The organism is Streptomyces sp. WMMB 714 (assembly GCF_900090125.1).
Taxonomy (GTDB): Bacteria; Actinomycetota; Actinomycetes; order Streptomycetales; family Streptomycetaceae; genus Streptomyces; species Streptomyces daqingensis.
Genome location: NZ_FMHJ01000002.1, coordinates 507,346 through 524,543, shown reverse-complemented (window position 1 = coordinate 524,543; position 17,198 = coordinate 507,346). Strand labels below are relative to the sequence as shown.

Below are 17,198 nucleotides of genomic sequence, written 5' to 3'. Positions count from 1 at the left end.
GGAGAAGGCGTACGCGCGGGGGCCTGCGGCCGCGTCGTCGCCGTCCATGGCGCAGACGACGTGTGTGGTCGTGCCTGCTTCCTGTCGCGCACGTGCCGTTGCCCTGCGCGCCTGGAGGGCGCAGGATGAGAGAGCGTATTACCGGCGAGTAAGGGGTCTTCCCGGCGGAGGGCTCCGGACAGGGAGTGCTGTGAGCACGGACGCTCTTCCGAAGGCGGAACCGCGGGAGTCGCGCGGCCTCGCCGGGCAGGCGGCCGCCCTGGCCGCCGGTGAGGTGACCGCGCGGGAGCTGACCGAGCGCGCTCTGGCCCGGATCGCCGCGACCCAGCCGACCCTCAACGCCTTCCGGCGCGTGCGTGAGGAGGCGGCGCTGGCGGAGGCGGACAGCGCCGACAGGCAGCTCGCGCGCGGCGAGCGGCTGCCGCTGCTGGGCGTGCCGGTGGCCGTGAAGGACGACGTGGACGTCGCCGGGGAGCCCACCGCCTTCGGCTGCCCCGGGGACTTCCCGCCGAAGGACGCGGACAGCGAGTGCGTGCGGCGGCTGCGTGCCGCCGGCGCCGTCGTCGTCGGCAAGACGAACTCGCCCGAGTTGGGCCAGTGGCCGTTCACGGAGGGCCCCGCCTTCGGCGACACCCGCAACCCGTGGAGCCGGGACCACACGCCGGGCGGCTCGTCCGGGGGCTCGGCCGCCGCGGTCGCCGCGGGGCTCGTCGCGGCGGCGCTGGGCTCGGACGGAGCCGGGTCCATCCGCATCCCCGCCGCGTGGACCCATCTCGTCGGCATCAAACCGCAGCGCGGCCGGATCTCGACGTGGCCCGAGCCCGAGGCGTTCAAGGGGATCACCGTCTTCGGCCCGCTGGCCCGCACCGTCGAGGACGCGGCGCTGCTGCTGGACGTCGCGTCGGGCAGCGCCGAGGGCGATCTCCACCGTCCGGCTCCGGTCCAGGTGCTGCCCGAGGCCGGCAGGGACCCGGGGCGGCTGCGTGTCGCGCTCTCCGTCCGCCCGCCCTGGACGGCGACCCGGAAGTCGCTCGACCCGGAGGTACGGGCGGCGGTCACCGGGATCGCGGAGCGGCTGGCGGAACTCGGGCACGAGGTCGAGGAGGCCGAGCCGGCGTACGGGCCGGTCGGGCTGGCCTTCGTGCCGCGGGCCACGGCCGGAATCCGCGAATGGAGCCTCCGGGCCCCCGACTTCTCCCTGCTCGACGCCCGGACGCGGGGCGCCGCGCGCTCCGGCAGGCTGCTGGGCGGGGCCGTGCTGCGCGCGGCCCGTGCGGCGGAGGCTCCGCTGCAGCGCAGGGTCGGGAAGATCTTCCGCCGCTTCGACGTCGTCCTCGCCCCGACGACGGCGACGCCGCCCCCTCGCATCGGCGACCTCGCCCACCTCTCGGGCTGGCAGACGGACCGCACGATGATCGCGCACTGCCCGTACGCGTGGCCGTGGAACGTGCTGGGCTGGCCGGGCGTCAACGTCCCGGCAGGATTCACCGGAACGGGCCTTCCCGTCGGCGCGCAGCTCCTCGGTCCGGCGGGCAGCGAACCCCTCCTCGTCCGGCTCGCCGCCCAACTGGAGGCGGACCGGCGGTGGTTCGAGCACCGTCCGCCCGAGGACGCAGGCGGCGCAGCGGTCCTGTAGACGCTCGGCCGGCGGCACGCCACCGGCACCGTCGGCCGCCGTGGGGCAACGAAATCCGGTTGCCGCCGGCGGCTGCCTTCTGCTGGGCTCGCGGAGTCGGCACGTACGTGCAGCGGGAGAGCGAGGAGCGAAGATGCGGCGAGCGCCCATGTCCACCCAGAAGGAAGGAACTCCCGCTCTCGCAGAGGACATGACGCTCGGTGAAAACGCTCAACCTCGGAATCCTCGCCCATGTCGACGCCGGTAAGACGAGCCTGACGGAGCGCCTGCTCCACTCCGCGGGCGTCATCGACGAGATCGGCAGCGTCGACGACGGCAGCACCCGGACGGACACCCTGGCGCTGGAGAGACGGCGCGGCATCACGATCAAGTCCGCGGTCGTCTCGTTCGTGCTCGGCGGCGACGTCACCGTCAACCTGATCGACACCCCTGGGCATCCCGACTTCATCGCGGAGGTCGAGCGCGTCCTCGACGTGCTCGACGGTGCCGTGCTGGTCGTCTCGGCCGTCGAGGGCGTGCAGCCGCAGACACGCATCCTGATGCGGACGCTTCGACGGCTCGGCATCCCCGTCCTCGTCTTCGTCAACAAGATCGACCGTCGCGGCGCGCAGGACGGACGCGTCGTGCGGGCCGTCCGTGAACGGCTGACCCCGGCCGCGGTCCCCATGGGGGCGGTCCGCGCGCTCGGCACCCGGGAGGCCCGCTTCGTCCCGTACGGCGAGCAGCTCTGGGACGGGGCGGGGGCGGGGTACGGCCGGGAGCCGGCGGAGCTCCTCGCCGAGAACGACGAGGAGCTGCTGGCCGCGTACGTGGAGGACGCGGCCGGGCTTCCCCGGGACCGGCTCCGGGAGCAGCTCGCGGCGCAGTCCCGGCAGGGCCTGGTCCATCCGCTCTTCTTCGGCTCCGCGATCACCGGCGCCGGCGTGCAGGAGCTGACCACCGGTATCAGGGAGCTGCTGCCGTCCACGGCAGGGGACGGTGCGGGCCCGGTCTCCGGCACGGTCTTCAAGGTCGAACGCGGCGCGGGCGGCAGGCAGTTCGCGTACGTGCGCATGGACGCGGGGACGGTACGGGTCCGCGACCGGCTCCCCTTCGGCGGGAGCGGAGAGGGCTCCGAGGGGAAGGTCACGGAGATCGAGGTCTTCGAACGGGGCGCCGCGGTGCGCCGCGCCTCCGTCACCGCCGGGCAGATCGGCAGGCTCAGGGGTCTGGACGGAGTGCGCATCGGCGACGCCGTCGGGCCGGTGCGCGGAAGCGCCGGCGGAGCCGGGCACTTCGCCCCGCCGACGCTGGAGACCGTCGTCAGCCCCTGCCGCCCGCAGGACCGGGGGCGGCTGCACTCCGCGCTGACCGAACTGGCCGAGGCGGACCCGCTGATCGGCCTGCGCCAGGACGAACTCCGGGGCGAGATCTCCGTGTCGCTCTACGGCGAGGTGCAGAAGGAGGTCGTGCAGGCGACCCTGGCGGACGAGTACGGGGTCGACGTCGCGTTCCGCGAGTCCACGACGATCTGCGTCGAACGGCCCGCGGGCACCGGGGCGGCCGTCGAGACGATGCACAAGGAGCCCAACCCGTTCCTGGCGACCGTGGGACTGCGCGTCGATCCGGCGCCGGAGGGCACCGGCGTCGCGTACGGGCTGGAGGTCGAACTCGGCTCCATGCCCTACGCGTTCATGAGGGCCGTGGAGGAGACCGTGCGGGAGACGCTGCGCGAGGGGCTCCACGGCTGGCAGGTCACCGACTGCACCGTGACCATGACGCACTCCGGTTACGCGCCGCGGCAGAGCCACGCCCACGCCGTCTTCGACAAGAGCATGTCCAGCACCGGCGCGGACTTCCGGCAGTTGACGCCGCTGGTGCTGATGGAGGCGCTGAAGCGGGCCGGCACGATCGTCCACGAGCCGGTGCACCGCTTCCGGCTGGAGATCCCGGCGGAGACGTTCGGGACCGTGCTGCCGGTGCTGTCGCGGATGCGCGCCGTACCGGGGGTCCCGGCCGCGGAGGGGCCGGCGTACCTGCTGGAAGGGGAGATCCCGGCCGCGAACATCCACGCCCTGGAGCAGCAGTTGCCCGCGCTGACCAGCGGCGAGGGCGTCCTCGAGTGCGCCTTCTCGCACTACCGGCCGGTCGCCGGCGGGGTGGTTCCCTCGCGGCCGCGCACCGACCACGATCCGGTGAACCGGAAGGAGTACCTGCTGCGGGTGGTGAGGCGGGTGGCGGGGGCCTGACGCGCGGCCGGTGGGGCGGCCGCCGCGGTCAGGGCGCGAGGACGTCCAGTTCCGCCATGGCGTCCTCCGTGATCGTGCGCATCACGCGCTCCGCGGTCGCCGCGTCGCCCTCGCGCACCGCCTCGGCGACCTGCACGTGCATCGTGACCGCCGCCTGGCGGGGGTCACGGAACATCACCTCGTGCTCGGTGCGGCCGGTGAGGACGGCGGCGACGACGTCGCCGAGCCTCGCGAACATCTCGTTGCGGGAGGCGCGCAGTATCACGCGGTGGAACGCGATGTCGTGCACGAGGTAGCCGGGGAGCTGCTCGCCGCGCGAGGTACGCACCAAGCCCAGCGCGTGCTCGGTGAGTTCGGCGCACTCCTCGGGGGTGGCCAGCTCGGCGGCGAGGCGGGCCGCGACGGGCTCGACGGCCGAGCGGAGCATCGTCAGCGAGCGCAGCTGCCGCGGCCGGTCGGATCCTGCGAGGCGCCAGGTGATCACCTGCGGGTCGTAGACGTTCCACGCCTCGGTGGGGAGCACGGTCACCCCGACGCGGCGCCGCGACTCGACGAGGTGCATCGACTCCAGGACGCGGACCGCCTCCCGTACGACGGTGCGGGAGACCTCGTACCGGTCGGCGAGTTCGTCGGTGCGGAGCACGGTGCCCGGCGGGAACTCACCGGCGGTGATCGCGGGTCCCAGCGCGGCGAGCAGGTGCGCGTGCAGGCCCTGATCCCGGCTTCCCCGGCTCTCCGCCTGGCTCGTCATGGGTCTCCCGTACGTCGTCGCCGCCCCGGGGACTCAGCGTACGTGGTGACCGTCACCCCAATTAAGTATGACGATTTAGTGGCTCGCTCTTGAATACGTATGACGTAATGAGGTTGAGTGTCCCGCGCCCGGTCGACGAGGACGGACAGCGAGGTGTGCGATGGGTGCCGAGGGCAGTGCAGCGGCGAAGGCGACGGCGCGCGGCGCTTCGGCTCACGGGCCGGCGTCCTCCGCGGTCGTGGTGGTCATGGGGGTCGCCGGCACCGGCAAGACCACCGTCGGCGCGCTCCTCGCCGAGGCGCTGAACGTGCCCTACGCGGAGGCCGACGCCTTCCACCCCGCCGCGAACGTCGCCAAGATGACGGCCGGGACCCCGCTCGACGACGCCGACCGCGCGCCCTGGCTGGACGCCATCGGAAGCTGGGCCGCGGCGAGAAGGGGCCAGGGCGGAGTGGTCAGCTGCTCCGCGCTGAAGCGCGCGTACCGCGACAGGCTGCGCGCCGCCGCCCCGGACGTGTTCTTCCTCCACCTCACCGGGGACCGCTCGCTCATCGCGCGGCGCATGGAGCAGCGGCCCGGCCACTTCATGCCGCCGAGCCTGCTGGACTCCCAATTCGCCACGCTCGAACCGCTGGAGGACGACGAGCGGGGAGCGGCCGTCTCCGTGCGGCTCGGCCCCGGCACGGTCACCGAGCGCGCCCTCGCCGCCGTCCGCGAGCGGAACCCGGTGCCCGCAGGCCCTTAGGGCGTCTCCTTCGCCCGCGTCGGCGGCCCGGTCCCGGGTCGCCCCCCGTCCCCTACGTGCCCCGCGCACCGGACCGCCCCCGTCCGTCCGGTGCGCGGACCAGAACCAGAAAGCGGAGCAGCAGCCGTGTCCAACCTCAGCGCCGGGATACTCGCGGCCGGTCCGGAGCCGGTCGACCCGATCAGCTCGGCCGGTACCGCCCAGCTGGGGCTCGCCGCCCTGGCGGGCATCGCCGTCATCGTCGTCCTCATCACCCGCTTCAAGGTCCACGCGTTCCTCGCGCTGACCCTCGGCACCCTCGTGCTGGGCATGGCCGCAGCCGCCCCGCTGGACAAGACGATCGAGAGCTTCTCCACCGGCCTCGGCGACACCGTCGCCGGGGTGGGCGTCCTCATCGCGCTGGGCGCGGTCCTCGGGAAGCTCCTGGCCGACTCCGGAGGGGCCGACGAGATCGTCGACACGGTCCTCGCCAGGACCAGCGAACGGGCCATGCCGTGGGCGATGGCACTGATCGCCGGCATCATCGGCCTGCCGCTCTTCTTCGAGGTCGGCATCGTCCTGATGATCCCCGTGGTGCTGCTGGTCGCGAAGCGCGGCAACTACTCACTGATGCGGATCGGCATCCCCGCCCTCGCGGGACTCTCCGTGATGCACGGCCTGGTGCCCCCGCACCCCGGTCCGCTCGCGGCGATCGACTCCGTCGACGCCAACCTCGGCGTGACCCTCGCCTTCGGCGTACTCGTCGGCATCCCGACCCTCGTGATCTCGGGACCGCTCTTCGGGCGCATCGCCGGCCGGCACGTGCACGTGGAACCCCCGGAGGGCATCGTTCCGCAGCGCCCGTCGGAGGACCTGGAACGCCGTCCCCGCTTCGCCGTGACGGTGGCGACCGTGCTGCTGCCCGTCGTGCTGATGCTCGCCAAGGCGCTGGCCGACGTCGTGATCGCGGACGCCGCGGACCCGGTGCGGCGGTTCATGGACGTGGCCGGATCGCCGATGATCGCTCTCCTCGCGGCAGTGATCGTCGCGATGTTCACGCTGGGCAGGGCCGCGGGCTTCACGGCGGGGCGCATCACGTCGACGGTGGAGAAGTCACTGCTGCCGATCGCGGGCATCCTGCTGATCGTCGCGGCCGGCGGCGGTTTCAAGCAGACGCTCGTCGACGTCGGCATCGGCCGGATGATCCTGGACCTGTCCGAGAACTGGTCGATCCCCGCGCTGCTGCTGGGCTGGCTCATCGCGGTCGGCATCCGCCTCGCCACGGGTTCGGCGACCGTGGCGACGATCTCGGCCGCGGGCCTCGTCGCGCCGCTCGCCGCGGACATGAGCTCCGCGCAGTCCGCGCTGCTGGTGCTGGCGATCGGTGCCGGTTCCCTCTTCTTCAGCCACGTCAACGACGCGGGATTCTGGCTGGTGAAGGAGTACTTCGGGATGAGCGTCGGCCAGACCGTCAAGACCTGGTCGGTGATGGAGACGCTGATCTCCGTGGTCGCGCTGGTCTTCCTGCTGCTGCTCTGGCCGGTGGTCTGACGCCGGGAAGACGTCCGGGCCCGCTCGCCCCGGCTACGGCGACTCCGCCCGCTGCCAGAGCATCTCCAGCCCCAGCACGATGGCGCACAGCACCGCCACAGACCCCGGGGCGGCCACGAGCGCCACATGGATCGGGCTGCTCTCGTCCGGCAGGAAGAGGTCCACCCACCCCAGCGCCAGTGCCAGGGCCGTGGCGATCCCGCCGATCCTGGACGCCCATTCGAAGAGCTGCGCATGCCAGGGCTTCGAGGCCGCCGAATCCCTCGCGCGCACGTCGATGCTGAAGAAGATCAGCAACACGGCGAGGAACGAGATCAGGCTGACCATGTCGGCTGACGGCATCTGGCGCATATCGCGACATTACGACGCGCCCCGGGCTCCGACCGGTCCCATGGGCACCGATCGGTCCGTGAGTCCCGGCCTGCCTGCCCAGTCCCGCGGGGCCGCCGCGCCGTCGCGGATCATCCGGACGCCGCGCGTTTCAGGGCCCGTACGCGCCGGGCGGCCCGGCGGACCGTGCGGTTGCGCGGCACGAACGCGAGCCGGCGCGGCACCCCGCCCGGCAGCGCGAGCGAGGTGAGGCGGCGGCGCTTGAAGTAGCGGCGCGTACGGGGGCCGTAGTGGCGCGCGAGGTAGCGCTCCGCGTCGGCGCGCAGTCCGGGGTGGATCTCCGGCTGCATGCAGAAGCCCACCGCCCGTACGAGACCGGCCAGTTCACTGTCGACCCGGGCCGCGTCGGGGGCACGCCACGCACCGACGGCCGCGGGGTCGTCGAGCCGGGGGAGCGCCGCGTCGACGAGCGTGACGGGCACGCGGTTGCTGTTCTGGTAGGGCGCGATCCGCTCCAGCAGCAGGTCCGTCCCGGTGCTCGCGACGGGCAGCCCGTAGAGGGAGGCCGCCGTCAGCAGCGCCGTGGAGAAGCAGCCGGCGACCAGGGCCGGGCGCGTCCGCTCGTACAGCACCTCCGCGAGCACGGGCGTGGTCAGCACGTGGAGTTCGACGCCCAGTTCGCCCGCCTCCTTCTCCAGCGCGCGCGACGTGCGCGCGGGAGCCACGGGGTGCGGTTTGAAGACCACGCTGCGGTGCCCGAGCCGGACGGCGCCCCGCAACATGCCCACGTGCAGATCCTCCTCCTCATCGGGGGTGAGGATGCCGAGGGCCGACATGTACTGCCCCAGCAGCAGGGCGGAGCCGGAAGGCAGCGCCGCCACCGACGGCGGTACGTCCAGGGCGAGTTCGGACAGTACGGAGGTGAAGGCACCGGCGGGCACCACCTGCCCCTCGACGCCGAACTCCGTCAGCAGCAGCGGCTCCAGGCCCGGCAGCAGGTCGAGATGGTGGAGCCGCCTCACGCGGGCGCCGACGAGGGGGTCGAGCTTGTTGCGGGTCGGGCCGTAGCTCATCAGCCCGTCGGCGTAGACCTCGATGGGCGCGTCGGGGAACAACCGGGCGACGGCCAGGGCGGGTTCGACCTGGATCGACTCCAGGACGAGCTCGACCCCGCCGTCACCGAGGCCCCACAGCAGGCGCAGGTACCGCTCCCACATCGGGACGTCGTCCGCGCGCGGCGACCACCCCCCGGGATGGAACGGCCGGACGGTCTCGTTCCAGGACAGGACGCGGTCGAACCGCCCGCGCAGCCGCTCGAAGCCCGGCATGGCGTCGAGCGGCGGTGAAGTCTCCGGGTTGGCCGCGTTGTTGCTGACGAGCAGCAGCCTGCGGGGCGGCTCGCCGCCGGGGCGGCCGGGGGAGGAGAAGCGGCCGGCGTCCAGCGCGGCGGCCAGTGTCGCGGCCCCGTACAGGGTCGAGGCGAAGAAGATCTGCGTACGCATCGGGTCCGTCGTTCGTCCGGTCGTCGTCGGGGAGGGCGTGACGGCTTCCTCCGGGGCTGCTTCCTTGCCTGCCTCGGGGGCTGCCAGAGGAGCTGCCTCGGGGGCTGCCTCGGGGTCCGGGGCGCCCGCTTCCCGGGCATGCCGCTCCGCGTTCACGCGGCCTCACCCGTGCTTGCGCGCATGGCGGCGGGGCGGCGGCGCAGCCGGCGCAGCCTGGAGGCCCGTTCGGCGTCCATGGAGTCCAGGGCGGCGGAGAGGACGTCCGGGGGAAGCCGCCGGAGGGCACCGGCGCTGAGCGCGCGCAGCCTGCGGGCCACGCGGGGCTCGAACCTGCCGCTGGTCAGATGGTGGGAGATGATCGCGCAGTACGTGCGGACGGCCTTCGGCAGCAGCCGCTCCGCGTCGGGATCGCGCGCCGTCTCCTCGACGACCTGATCGAAGGCGCGGATGAAGTCGAGCTGGCGTACGTCCCCGATCTGCGTCAGCGAGGAGGCGACCCCGCGGCGGTAGAAGACGCCGAGCAGGCCGACCGCCGCGAACGACTCCGCCTCCCTGTGCAGGCGCCAGATCCACGGCCGGTCCTCCGCGGTGCGCAGCCCGTCCGTGAAGTGCAGCAGGCCCCGGTCCAGCAGCCGGCGGTGGTAGACGCCCGCCCAGGCGTACGCGTAGTCGACCGACGTGGTGCGGCCGGCGGGGAGGATCGCCTCGCGGGGGTCCATGACCGTGCCGCGGCGGCCGTGCGGCACGCGGGAGACGGTGCGGGCGCGGGCGGTGCACTGGACGTGGTCGGTGCGCAGGAAGTCGCAGCCCAGCCGCTCGGCGGCGGCGACCAGCTCGGCGTAGTAGCCCGGTGCTACCCAGTCGTCGCCGTCGAGGAAGGTCAGATACTCGCCACGGGCCGCGTCGAGCCCCGTATTGCGGGCGGTGGCGAGTCCGCCGTTGCGCTCGTGCCGGACGAGGACGGCCCCGCGGAGGTCCTTTTCGGCACCCGCGAGAATCTCGGGCGTACTGTCCGTCGAACAGTCGTCGACGAGAATGAATTCGATGTCCTCGCGCGCGTTCGCGCATAGACTGCGAAGGGTTTCCGGGGCGTATGACTGCACGTTGTAGAACGGCACGATCACGGAGAGCTTGACCACCCGGCCGACCTTAGAGGCGGCCGGCTCCCGCGTTGTGACCTGCGGTGTACGCGCTGGTGAACGGCGTATGGCGAGGTGGTGAACGGGCCCGGCGGGCCGCCGGGTTGGCCGTTCGGCGGCGCGTTGTTAACCGGCTGTTGTATTCGCGTTGGGCCGTACTCAGGAATTGCTTTCTAGCGTTCGAGGCGTGCCACCAACCAATCCTTCCGCCCCTCCGCCCGAATACCCGGATTCCGCGGATTCCTCTGTTTCCGCCAGCGGTTCCGGTTCCGCGCCCGTACTGCGGACAGCGGTTCTCGCCGATTCCGACACCCGCTGGAAATGGGGTGCGCTCACGGCCCGCCGCCTCACGCCCGGCGCCCGTATCGACGGCCTGCTGCTGCGCGGACGGGCCACGCCGACGCCGCGCCAGCTCGACGAGGTCGGCGTCGGCGTCGACTCGTTGCGCGAGACCACCGGGGTGCGCTTCGTGCGGGAGGCGGCAGGCCGGGACGCGTACGACGTGGTCGTCCTGGCCTGCGTCGGCGGCGCCGTGCAGGCGATGCTGCACGGGATGGCCCGTGCGGCGCGGCCGGAAGGCGCCGCGGGGAGCGCGGACGGCGAGCAGGCGGGGCGTCCCGTACGCCGCCCGGTGACCGTCACCGGCTACGTGGGCGTCGTCTACGAGAAGCTCGCCGACGGTCTGCTGCTGCGGCACGGCGCGGACGTCGTCCTCGCCAACTCCCGCTACGACGCCGGGCGTTTCCGCTCCGTCTACGCGGGGGCCGGCGCCGACGGCTCGTCCGTCACGGAGGTCGCCCTGCCGTTCCTGGGCGGCGCGCCGTACGAGGGACCGGGGCGCCACGCGGGCCGCGAGCCGGGCGCGGAACGGCCGTTCACCGTCGTCTTCGCCGCGCAGCCTTCCGTGCCGGCGAGCCGTACGGACCGTGCGTACCTGCTGAGGCGGGCCGCCGAGCACGCCCGCGCGCACCCCCGGCGCGAAGTCCTCGTCAAGCTGCGCAGCCGGCCGGGTGAGCACACCACGCACATCGAGGAGCAGCCCTACCAGAGGCTCGCCGGACGACTTCCCGGCGGCCTCCCCGCCAACTGCCGCCTCGTGTACGGGCACATGGGGGAGGTGCTCGACCGCACGGACCTGCTGGTGACGGTCAGCTCCACGGCCGCCCTCGAAGCGCTGCACCGGGGCGTGCCGACCGCGGTCCTGACCGATCTGGGCGTGCGGGAGGCGCTGGGAAACCACCACTTCCTCGGGTCGGGCTGCCTCGCCTCGTGGGACCAGCTCGACGCCGGGTTCCTGCCGGAGGCGTCCCCGGAGTGGACCGCGCGCCAGGGCGTACTGCCGGGCGGGCCGTACGAGCACGCCTTCGACGCCGCACGCGAACGCGTCGCCGAACTCGCCGCGCGCGACCGTCTCCCCGGGATCGCCCCGTACTACACGCGGGCGACAGCCCCCGGCTACCTGCCCGGGATCCTCGCCCGCTACGGCTTCGACTCCGGCGGCGCCCCTCTGCCCGGGGCGGAGGCCGCGGGCGGCGAGGGCACGAGCGGCTTGCGCGCGGCGGTACGCGGCGCCGTCCGGGAGGCGGCGCGCGGTGCCTACCGCCACGGGGTCCAGCGCGTGGCCCCCGTCATCCGCCGCATGGGGGAGCTGTGAGCACGCGCCCGCAGCGCGCCGGCGGCGCGGCATCCGGTGCCTTCCCCGGCACGCCGGCGCCTTCCGGCGCCGAGCGCCGCGCCCCCGAGGACCGCGCCCCCGAGGACCCCACGGCCGAGAACTGCCCGGCCCGTACCCGACCGGCCCAGAACCGACCAGCCCAGAACCGCACCGCCGAGGAGCCGGCATGACCGAGTCGTTCGATCAGGGGACGCCCGTGGCGGCCAGCGCCGGGGCCGGAGCTGCTCCTCGCGTGGTGGCCGTCATCCCGGCCCGCGGAGGGTCCAAGGGAGTCCCGGCCAAGAACCTCGCCACGGTGGGCGGCGCGCCGCTGGTGACGCGGGCGGCGCGCGAGTGCCTGGCGGCACGGCTCGTGACGGACGTCGTCGTATCCACCGACGACTCCGGCATCGCCGCGGCGGCGCGTGCGGCGGGGGCCCAGGTCGTCGAGCGTCCGGCGGAGATCGCCGGCGACACCGCGTCCAGCGAGGCGGCCGTGCTGCACGCCGTCGACGTATGGGAGGCCCGCTCGGGACGTGCCGCCGACGTGGTCCTGCTCGTGCAGTGCACCAGCCCCTTCGTCACGCGGGAGGACGTGGACGGGGTGGCGGGCGCGATCGCCGGGGGAGGCGCCGACAGCGCACTGACCGTCGCCCCCTTCCACGGCTTCGTCTGGCGCGAGTCCGGAGACGCCGGAGACGCAGCGGACGCCGGCCGCGCCCGGCCGTCCTCCGCGCCCGCTCCCTCGGGCGGAGTGGGCGTCAACCACGACAAGGCCTTCCGTCCGCGCCGCCAGGACCGCCCCCAGGACTTGCTGGAGACGGGCGCCGCATACGCCATGGACGCCGCCGGTTTCCGCAGGTGCGGGCACCGCTTCTTCGGGCGTACGGAGCTCGTGCGCACGGACCCCGCACGGGTCCTGGAGATCGACGACCCGCACGACCTGGCCCGCGCCCGGGCCCTGGCGCCGCTCCTCGACGCGGCGCGGCCGCACGCGCTGCCGTCCCGCGACGACGTGGACGCGGTCGTACTCGACTTCGACGGCACCCAGACCGACGACAGGGTGCTGATCGACTCCGAGGGGCGGGAGCTGGTCGCCGTGCACCGCGGCGACGGCCTCGGCATCGCCGCTCTCCGGCGCGACGGACTGGAACTGCTGATCCTCTCCACCGAGACGAACCCGGTCGTCGCCGCGCGGGCCAGGAAGCTCGGCGTCCCCGTGCTGCACGGCATCGACCGGAAGGACCTCGCGCTCAAGCAGTGGTGCGAGGAGAAGGGCATCGCCCCCGAGCGCGTGCTCTACGCCGGCAACGACGCCAACGACCTGCCCTGCTTCGGCCTCGTCGGCTGGCCCGTCGCGGTCGGGAACGCACACGACGCCGTACGCGAGGCGGCGCGAGCCGTCACTACGGCGCCCGGGGGAGCGGGCGCGATCCGCGAGATCGCCGCCTGGCTGCTCGGACCCTCCCTCTGACCCGTGCCGTCGCGGCACCGGCCGCGCACGGCCCGTCCACCGAAACCCGCAATCCGACCCCAAGCGACCCCACGCGATCCGAAGCGATCCGAAGAGAACCCGAAGAGAACCCGAACAGAAAGAGATACAGACAGATGAGCACCGACCGTCTGCGCACCCTCGGCACGAAGACCGTGGGCCCCGGCCACCCCGTGTACGTCACCGGCGAGATCGGCATCAACCACAACGGCGAGCTGGAGAACGCCTTCGCGCTGATCGACGCGGCGGCCGAAGCCGGCTGCGACGCCGTGAAGTTCCAGAAGCGCACCCCCGAGGTCTGCACCCCGCGCGACCAGTGGGACGTCGAACGGGACACCCCCTGGGGGCGGATGACCTACATCGACTACCGGCACCGCGTCGAGTTCGACGAGGACGGCTACCGGGCCATCTCCGAGCACTGCGCCGAGCGCGGCATCGACTGGTTCGCCTCGCCGTGGGACGTGGAGTCCGTCGCGTTCCTCGAGAAGTTCGGCGTCCCCTGCTACAAGGTGGCCTCCGCCTCGCTGACGGACGACGAACTGCTGCGGGCCGTACGCGCCACCGGCCGCACGGTGGTCCTCTCCACCGGCATGTCGACGCCGAAGCAGATCCGCCACGCCGTGGAGGTGCTGGGCAGCGAGAACATCGTTCTCTGCCACGCCACTTCGACCTACCCGGCGAAGGCGGCCGAGCTCAACCTGCGGATGATCCACACGCTGCAGAACGAGTTCCCCAACGTCCCGGTCGGCTACAGCGGCCACGAGACCGGGCTGCAGACCAGTCTCGCCGCCGTGGCGCTCGGCGCCTGCTTCGTCGAGCGGCACATCACCCTCGACCGCGCCATGTGGGGCTCCGACCAGGCCGCGTCCGTCGAACCGGGCGGCCTCCAGCGGCTGGTGCGCGACATACGCACGATCGAGGAGTCGCTGGGTGACGGCGTCAAGAAGGTGTACGAGAGCGAGCTGAAGCCGATGCAGAAGCTCCGCCGCGTGAAGGGCGTCGTCGCCGAGGCGGAAGCCGGGACCGGGTCCGTCCGCCGCGAGCCGGTCTCCGTCTGACCGGGGGAGTACGGAGCCGTGCCGTGAGCCCACCCGAGGGGCAGCTGCCCGAGTCCGTGCACCGGGACGTGCACCTGGACGCGAGTCCGGGCGCGCACGCGCCGGCGCACGGCGAACCGGTGGCGGAGAAAGCCGCGGAGAAGGCGGCGGCGGCGACGGCGGCGAAGCGGGACGCCGCGCCACGCCGCCTCCGGGGCCTGCCCCGGAGAGGGCAGGGCGGCACGCTCGCCTTCGTGGAGAGCCCCGTCCAGCTGCTCAACGTCCTGGAGTGGGCGCATCAGGACGCGGGTTCCCCGCCGCCCGCCGCCCCGACGCCGGCGCCCGCACCGGAAGAGGCGGGGGACGGGTTCCGGCTGACCGTCGTCGTCCTCTCACCCCGCGACCCGATGACTCGCGGCCAGCTCCGCCGCGTGGCGGAGCTGGCCCGGGACGAGGGGATCGCCGTGCGCTGGGAGGAGGCCCGCGGCGGTCCGGCGGCGCCGCTGAAGACCGTCGGCTCGCTGGCGGGGGAGCTGCGCCGCGCGCGCCGCGTCGTCGTCGGCGACCCCTTCTCCCGCTATGTGCAGCTCATGCTCACGCTGACGGCCGCCCGCGGCGTCGTGGTCGTCGACGACGGCACGGCGACGATGGAGTTCGTCTCCCAACTCGCCCAGGGGGAGCGCCTGGTGCGCTGGCACCGCAAGGGAGCGAGGGGAGCGCAGGACGTGCTCTTCGCGCCTTTCGCGCGGCGGGCCCGCTCCCGTCTCACGCCCGGCCCGCCGGCCGGCGGGGACGGGGGAAGCGCCCAGGAAGCGCGTCACAGCGTCGAGATCTTCAGCTCCATGCCGGTCGACGCCTCGGCCGGCCGGCTCCGTGAGACGGGCGTGACCGTCAGGGCCAACGACTTCGCCTGGACCCGGTCCAGATTCGGTCCGCCCCGGCTCACCCGCGGCACCGACCTCGTCGGGACGTCCCTCGTGGAGACCGGCGTCGTCGACCTGGAGCGGTACCTCGAAGGCGTCGCCGAGCTGGCGCGCGAGCACGGGGCCGCCCGCTACTTCGCCCACCGGCGCGAGAGCGGCGAGAAGCTCGCCCGGGTCGCCGCCGTGACGGGCCTGGAGATCGTCCGGCCCGACCTTCCACTGGAGCTGGTGGCACGCAGGGGCCCCATCGGCCGTACGATCCTGAGCTTTCCGTCGACCGTGGTGCACACGCTGCCGCTCGCTCTCGCGGGCACGCCGGTCACGGTGGCGGTGTGCGACGTGGACCGGACGTGGCTGACGGCGGGCGCCTCTCCTCGCGCCGAGGGGTTCCTCTCGGGGGTGACCGGCAGCGCCCGGCACGTACGCCGGCTGGGACCGGCCGCCTCTGCCCCGTCCGCAGACCCCTCCGAATCCGGCCCCTCCGACTCCGGCCCCTCCGACTCCGCCGCACCCTCCGCCTCTGCCCCCTCTGCCCCCTCTGCCTCGTCATCCGTCTCCGGCGGGCACGGGGAGAGCGCCCCGGGGGGCGGGGCCCGTACGCCTCCGCGTCCCGCCGTCTCTCCGGGCGCGGGCCCAGCCGGCAGAGCGAGCGCACAGTTATACCCACCCGCAAACTGACATAATCTCCGCCTCACGAGATTTCTGGTCGCCTGAGGGGCTGAACTTTGCGGGATCCGCTGTCTGCGGTGGCCTGAATGCGCCTACCCTGCGCATATGAACAGAGTCCTGTCCCCCGAGCCGGAGGTGGACCCGACCGGCGAAGCAGCAGTCGAGGCCGCCCTGCTGGGTGTGGTACCTGAGCTGCCCGGCAGACTGCCCGAAGAGCTTCGCGAGGAGCTGGTCGCGTTCAGACGCGACCTGCACATGCACCCGGAACTCGGCAACCAGGAGTTCCGTACGACAGCCGCGATCAAGTCACGTTTGGAGAAGGCTGGACTTCAACCCCGCATCCTGCCCATGGGCACCGGCCTCGTCTGCGACGTCCACCCCGGACTCGCGGAGCGGTGGGACGGCGTACGTCCCATGCTGGCCCTTCGCGCGGACATCGACGCGCTGCCCATCCCCGACACCAAGACGGTGCCCTACCGCTCGACCGTCCCCGACCGCGCCCACGCCTGCGGACACGACGTGCACACCACGGCCGTGCTCGGCGCCGGGCTCGTGCTCGCGGACCTGGCCCGCGGCGGACATCTCACGCGCTCCGTGAGGCTCCTCTTCCAGCCCGCCGAGGAGGTGCTGCCCGGAGGCGCCACCGATGCCATCGACGGCGGCGCCCTCGACGGCGTCGGCCGCATCCTGGCCGTCCACTGCGACCCCCGCGTCGACGCGGGCCGAATCGGACTGCGACCCGGTCCGATCACCTCGGCCTGCGACCGCGTCGAGGTCACTCTCAACGGAGCCGGTGGCCACACCGCCCGCCCGCACCTGACCACGGACCTGGTCACCGCCGCGGCGAAGCTCGTCACCGAGGTGCCTGCCCTGCTGTCCCGCCGGGTGGACGCCCGCGCCGGGCTCGCCCTCACCTGGGGGCGCATCGAGTCCGGTCACGCCTGCAACGTCATCCCGCAGCGGGCGGAACTCTCCGGCACCCTGCGCTGCCTGGAGCTGGACACCTGGCGTGAGGCACCGGACCTGGTGCACGCCGCCATCGACGAGACGGCCACGCTGCACCGGGCGAAGTCCGAGATCACCTACGTGCGTGGCGTTCCGCCCGTCGTCAACGAGCAGAGCTCCACCGAACTGCTGCGCACGGCGATGACGGCCCGCCGCGGCACCCCCGCCGTCGAGGACACCGAACAGAGCCTGGGCGGCGAGGACTTCAGCTGGTACCTGGAGCACGTTCCCGGTGCGATGGCGCGGCTCGGCGTGCGTACGCCCGGCGAGCGTCATGCGCGCGACCTGCACCAGGGCGACTTCGACGCGGACGAGCACGCGATCAAGGTCGGCGTCGAACTCTTCACCGCGGCGGCCCTGCTCGACACTCCGGAGCCGCACCGCGCCGGCCGCTGACCGGCCGCACCCCCGCCCGCTCCGGCGCCCGGTCCCCCAGCCGGGCGCCCAGATCTCGCCGGGTGCGGTGCGTCGCGGACGGGCCGCACCGCCGAACCTCCCGCGGGCCGCACGCGCCGCCTGCCCTACGTGCCGCCTGCCCTACGCGCCGCCTTCCGATC

General features: G+C 73.5%; 13 protein-coding genes. 9 read left to right on the top strand and 4 right to left on the bottom strand.

The genetic code is table 11. The features are described from left to right. Nucleotides 1-190 precede the first annotated feature (190 nt). Both H181DRAFT_RS05070 and H181DRAFT_RS05065 read left to right on the top strand, forming a co-directional pair. Entirely contained in the window at nt 191-1,636 is a 1,446-nt protein-coding gene (locus tag H181DRAFT_RS05070) for an amidase (RefSeq protein WP_045862943.1), read from the top strand. 200 nt (nt 1,637-1,836) lie between these two features. Next, nucleotides 1,837-3,864 (top strand): elongation factor G, encoded by a 2,028-nt coding sequence (locus H181DRAFT_RS05065; protein WP_045862942.1) that lies wholly within the window; start codon nt 1,837-1,839, stop codon nt 3,862-3,864. Nucleotides 3,865-3,892: 28 nt separating this feature from the next. On the opposite strand, the gene H181DRAFT_RS05060 is transcribed toward H181DRAFT_RS05065, so the two are convergent. Continuing rightward, on the bottom strand, nt 3,893-4,615 hold the full coding sequence (locus H181DRAFT_RS05060) for a FadR/GntR family transcriptional regulator (RefSeq protein WP_045862941.1): 723 nt from the start codon (nt 4,613-4,615) through the stop codon (nt 3,893-3,895). A 247-nt stretch (nt 4,616-4,862) separates the two neighbouring features. Here H181DRAFT_RS05060 and H181DRAFT_RS05055 point away from each other — a divergent pair, with 247 nt between their 5' ends. Then, nucleotides 4,863-5,360, top strand: a complete 498-nt coding sequence (locus tag H181DRAFT_RS05055) for a gluconokinase (protein ID WP_045863107.1) — start codon at nt 4,863-4,865, stop codon at nt 5,358-5,360. 126 nt (nt 5,361-5,486) lie between these two features. Then, entirely contained in the window at nt 5,487-6,890 is a 1,404-nt protein-coding gene (locus H181DRAFT_RS05050; RefSeq protein ID WP_045862940.1) for a GntP family permease, read from the top strand. Nucleotides 6,891-6,923: 33 nt separating this feature from the next. Here the strand turns inward: H181DRAFT_RS05050 and H181DRAFT_RS05045 are convergent, their stop codons facing one another. The 3 genes from H181DRAFT_RS05045 to H181DRAFT_RS05035 all read right to left on the bottom strand — a co-directional run bounded on the left by H181DRAFT_RS05045 (nt 6,924) and on the right by H181DRAFT_RS05035 (nt 9,861). Beyond that, nucleotides 6,924-7,241 carry a hypothetical protein gene (locus H181DRAFT_RS05045; RefSeq protein WP_045862939.1) on the bottom strand — a complete coding sequence of 106 codons (318 nt, stop codon included), beginning with the start codon at nt 7,239-7,241 and terminating at the stop codon, nt 6,924-6,926. A 110-nt stretch (nt 7,242-7,351) separates the two neighbouring features. Continuing rightward, the gene (locus H181DRAFT_RS05040) at nt 7,352-8,722 is read right to left on the bottom strand and encodes a polysialyltransferase family glycosyltransferase (RefSeq protein WP_045863106.1); all 1,371 of its coding nucleotides are present in this window, start codon (nt 8,720-8,722) and stop codon (nt 7,352-7,354) included. 152 nt (nt 8,723-8,874) lie between these two features. After that, nucleotides 8,875-9,861 carry a glycosyltransferase family 2 protein gene (locus H181DRAFT_RS05035; RefSeq protein ID WP_045862938.1) on the bottom strand — a complete coding sequence of 329 codons (987 nt, stop codon included), beginning with the start codon at nt 9,859-9,861 and terminating at the stop codon, nt 8,875-8,877. Nucleotides 9,862-10,141: 280 nt separating this feature from the next. Between H181DRAFT_RS05035 and H181DRAFT_RS05030 the strand changes: the two genes are divergently transcribed. From H181DRAFT_RS05030 to H181DRAFT_RS05005, 5 genes are all read left to right on the top strand, one after another. Then, nucleotides 10,142-11,515, top strand: coding sequence for a DUF6716 putative glycosyltransferase (locus H181DRAFT_RS05030; protein ID WP_045863105.1), 1,374 nt, complete (start codon nt 10,142-10,144; stop codon nt 11,513-11,515). Between the two features lie 187 nt (nt 11,516-11,702). Continuing rightward, nucleotides 11,703-12,989: an acylneuraminate cytidylyltransferase gene (locus tag H181DRAFT_RS05020; protein ID WP_045862936.1), complete on the top strand. Its 1,287-nt coding sequence runs from the start codon at nt 11,703-11,705 to the stop codon at nt 12,987-12,989. Between the two features lie 134 nt (nt 12,990-13,123). Next, nucleotides 13,124-14,065 (top strand): N-acetylneuraminate synthase family protein, encoded by a 942-nt coding sequence (locus H181DRAFT_RS05015; RefSeq protein ID WP_045862935.1) that lies wholly within the window; start codon nt 13,124-13,126, stop codon nt 14,063-14,065. A 197-nt stretch (nt 14,066-14,262) separates the two neighbouring features. Continuing rightward, entirely contained in the window at nt 14,263-15,645 is a 1,383-nt protein-coding gene (locus H181DRAFT_RS05010; protein ID WP_045863104.1) for a hypothetical protein, read from the top strand. 96 nt (nt 15,646-15,741) lie between these two features. Further along, a complete protein-coding gene (locus H181DRAFT_RS05005; protein ID WP_045862934.1) occupies nt 15,742-17,037 on the top strand; it encodes an amidohydrolase in 1,296 nt (431 codons plus the stop codon). The last annotated feature ends 161 nt before the right edge of the window (nt 17,038-17,198 follow it).

Bases quoted from the DNA above. Each gene is read 5' to 3' on its own strand.
- H181DRAFT_RS05060 (WP_045862941.1), bottom strand. From the start codon at position 4,615: ATGACGAGCCAGGCGGAGAGCCGGGGAAGCCGGGATCAGGGCCTGCAC.
- H181DRAFT_RS05055 (WP_045863107.1), top strand. From the start codon at position 4,863: ATGGGGGTCGCCGGCACCGGCAAGACCACCGTCGGCGCGCTCCTCGCC.
- H181DRAFT_RS05045 (WP_045862939.1), bottom strand. From the start codon at position 7,241: ATGCGCCAGATGCCGTCAGCCGACATGGTCAGCCTGATCTCGTTCCTC.
- H181DRAFT_RS05040 (WP_045863106.1), bottom strand. From the start codon at position 8,722: ATGCGTACGCAGATCTTCTTCGCCTCGACCCTGTACGGGGCCGCGACA.
- H181DRAFT_RS05020 (WP_045862936.1), top strand. From the start codon at position 11,703: ATGACCGAGTCGTTCGATCAGGGGACGCCCGTGGCGGCCAGCGCCGGG.
- H181DRAFT_RS05015 (WP_045862935.1), top strand. From the start codon at position 13,124: ATGAGCACCGACCGTCTGCGCACCCTCGGCACGAAGACCGTGGGCCCC.
- H181DRAFT_RS05005 (WP_045862934.1), top strand. From the start codon at position 15,742: ATGAACAGAGTCCTGTCCCCCGAGCCGGAGGTGGACCCGACCGGCGAA.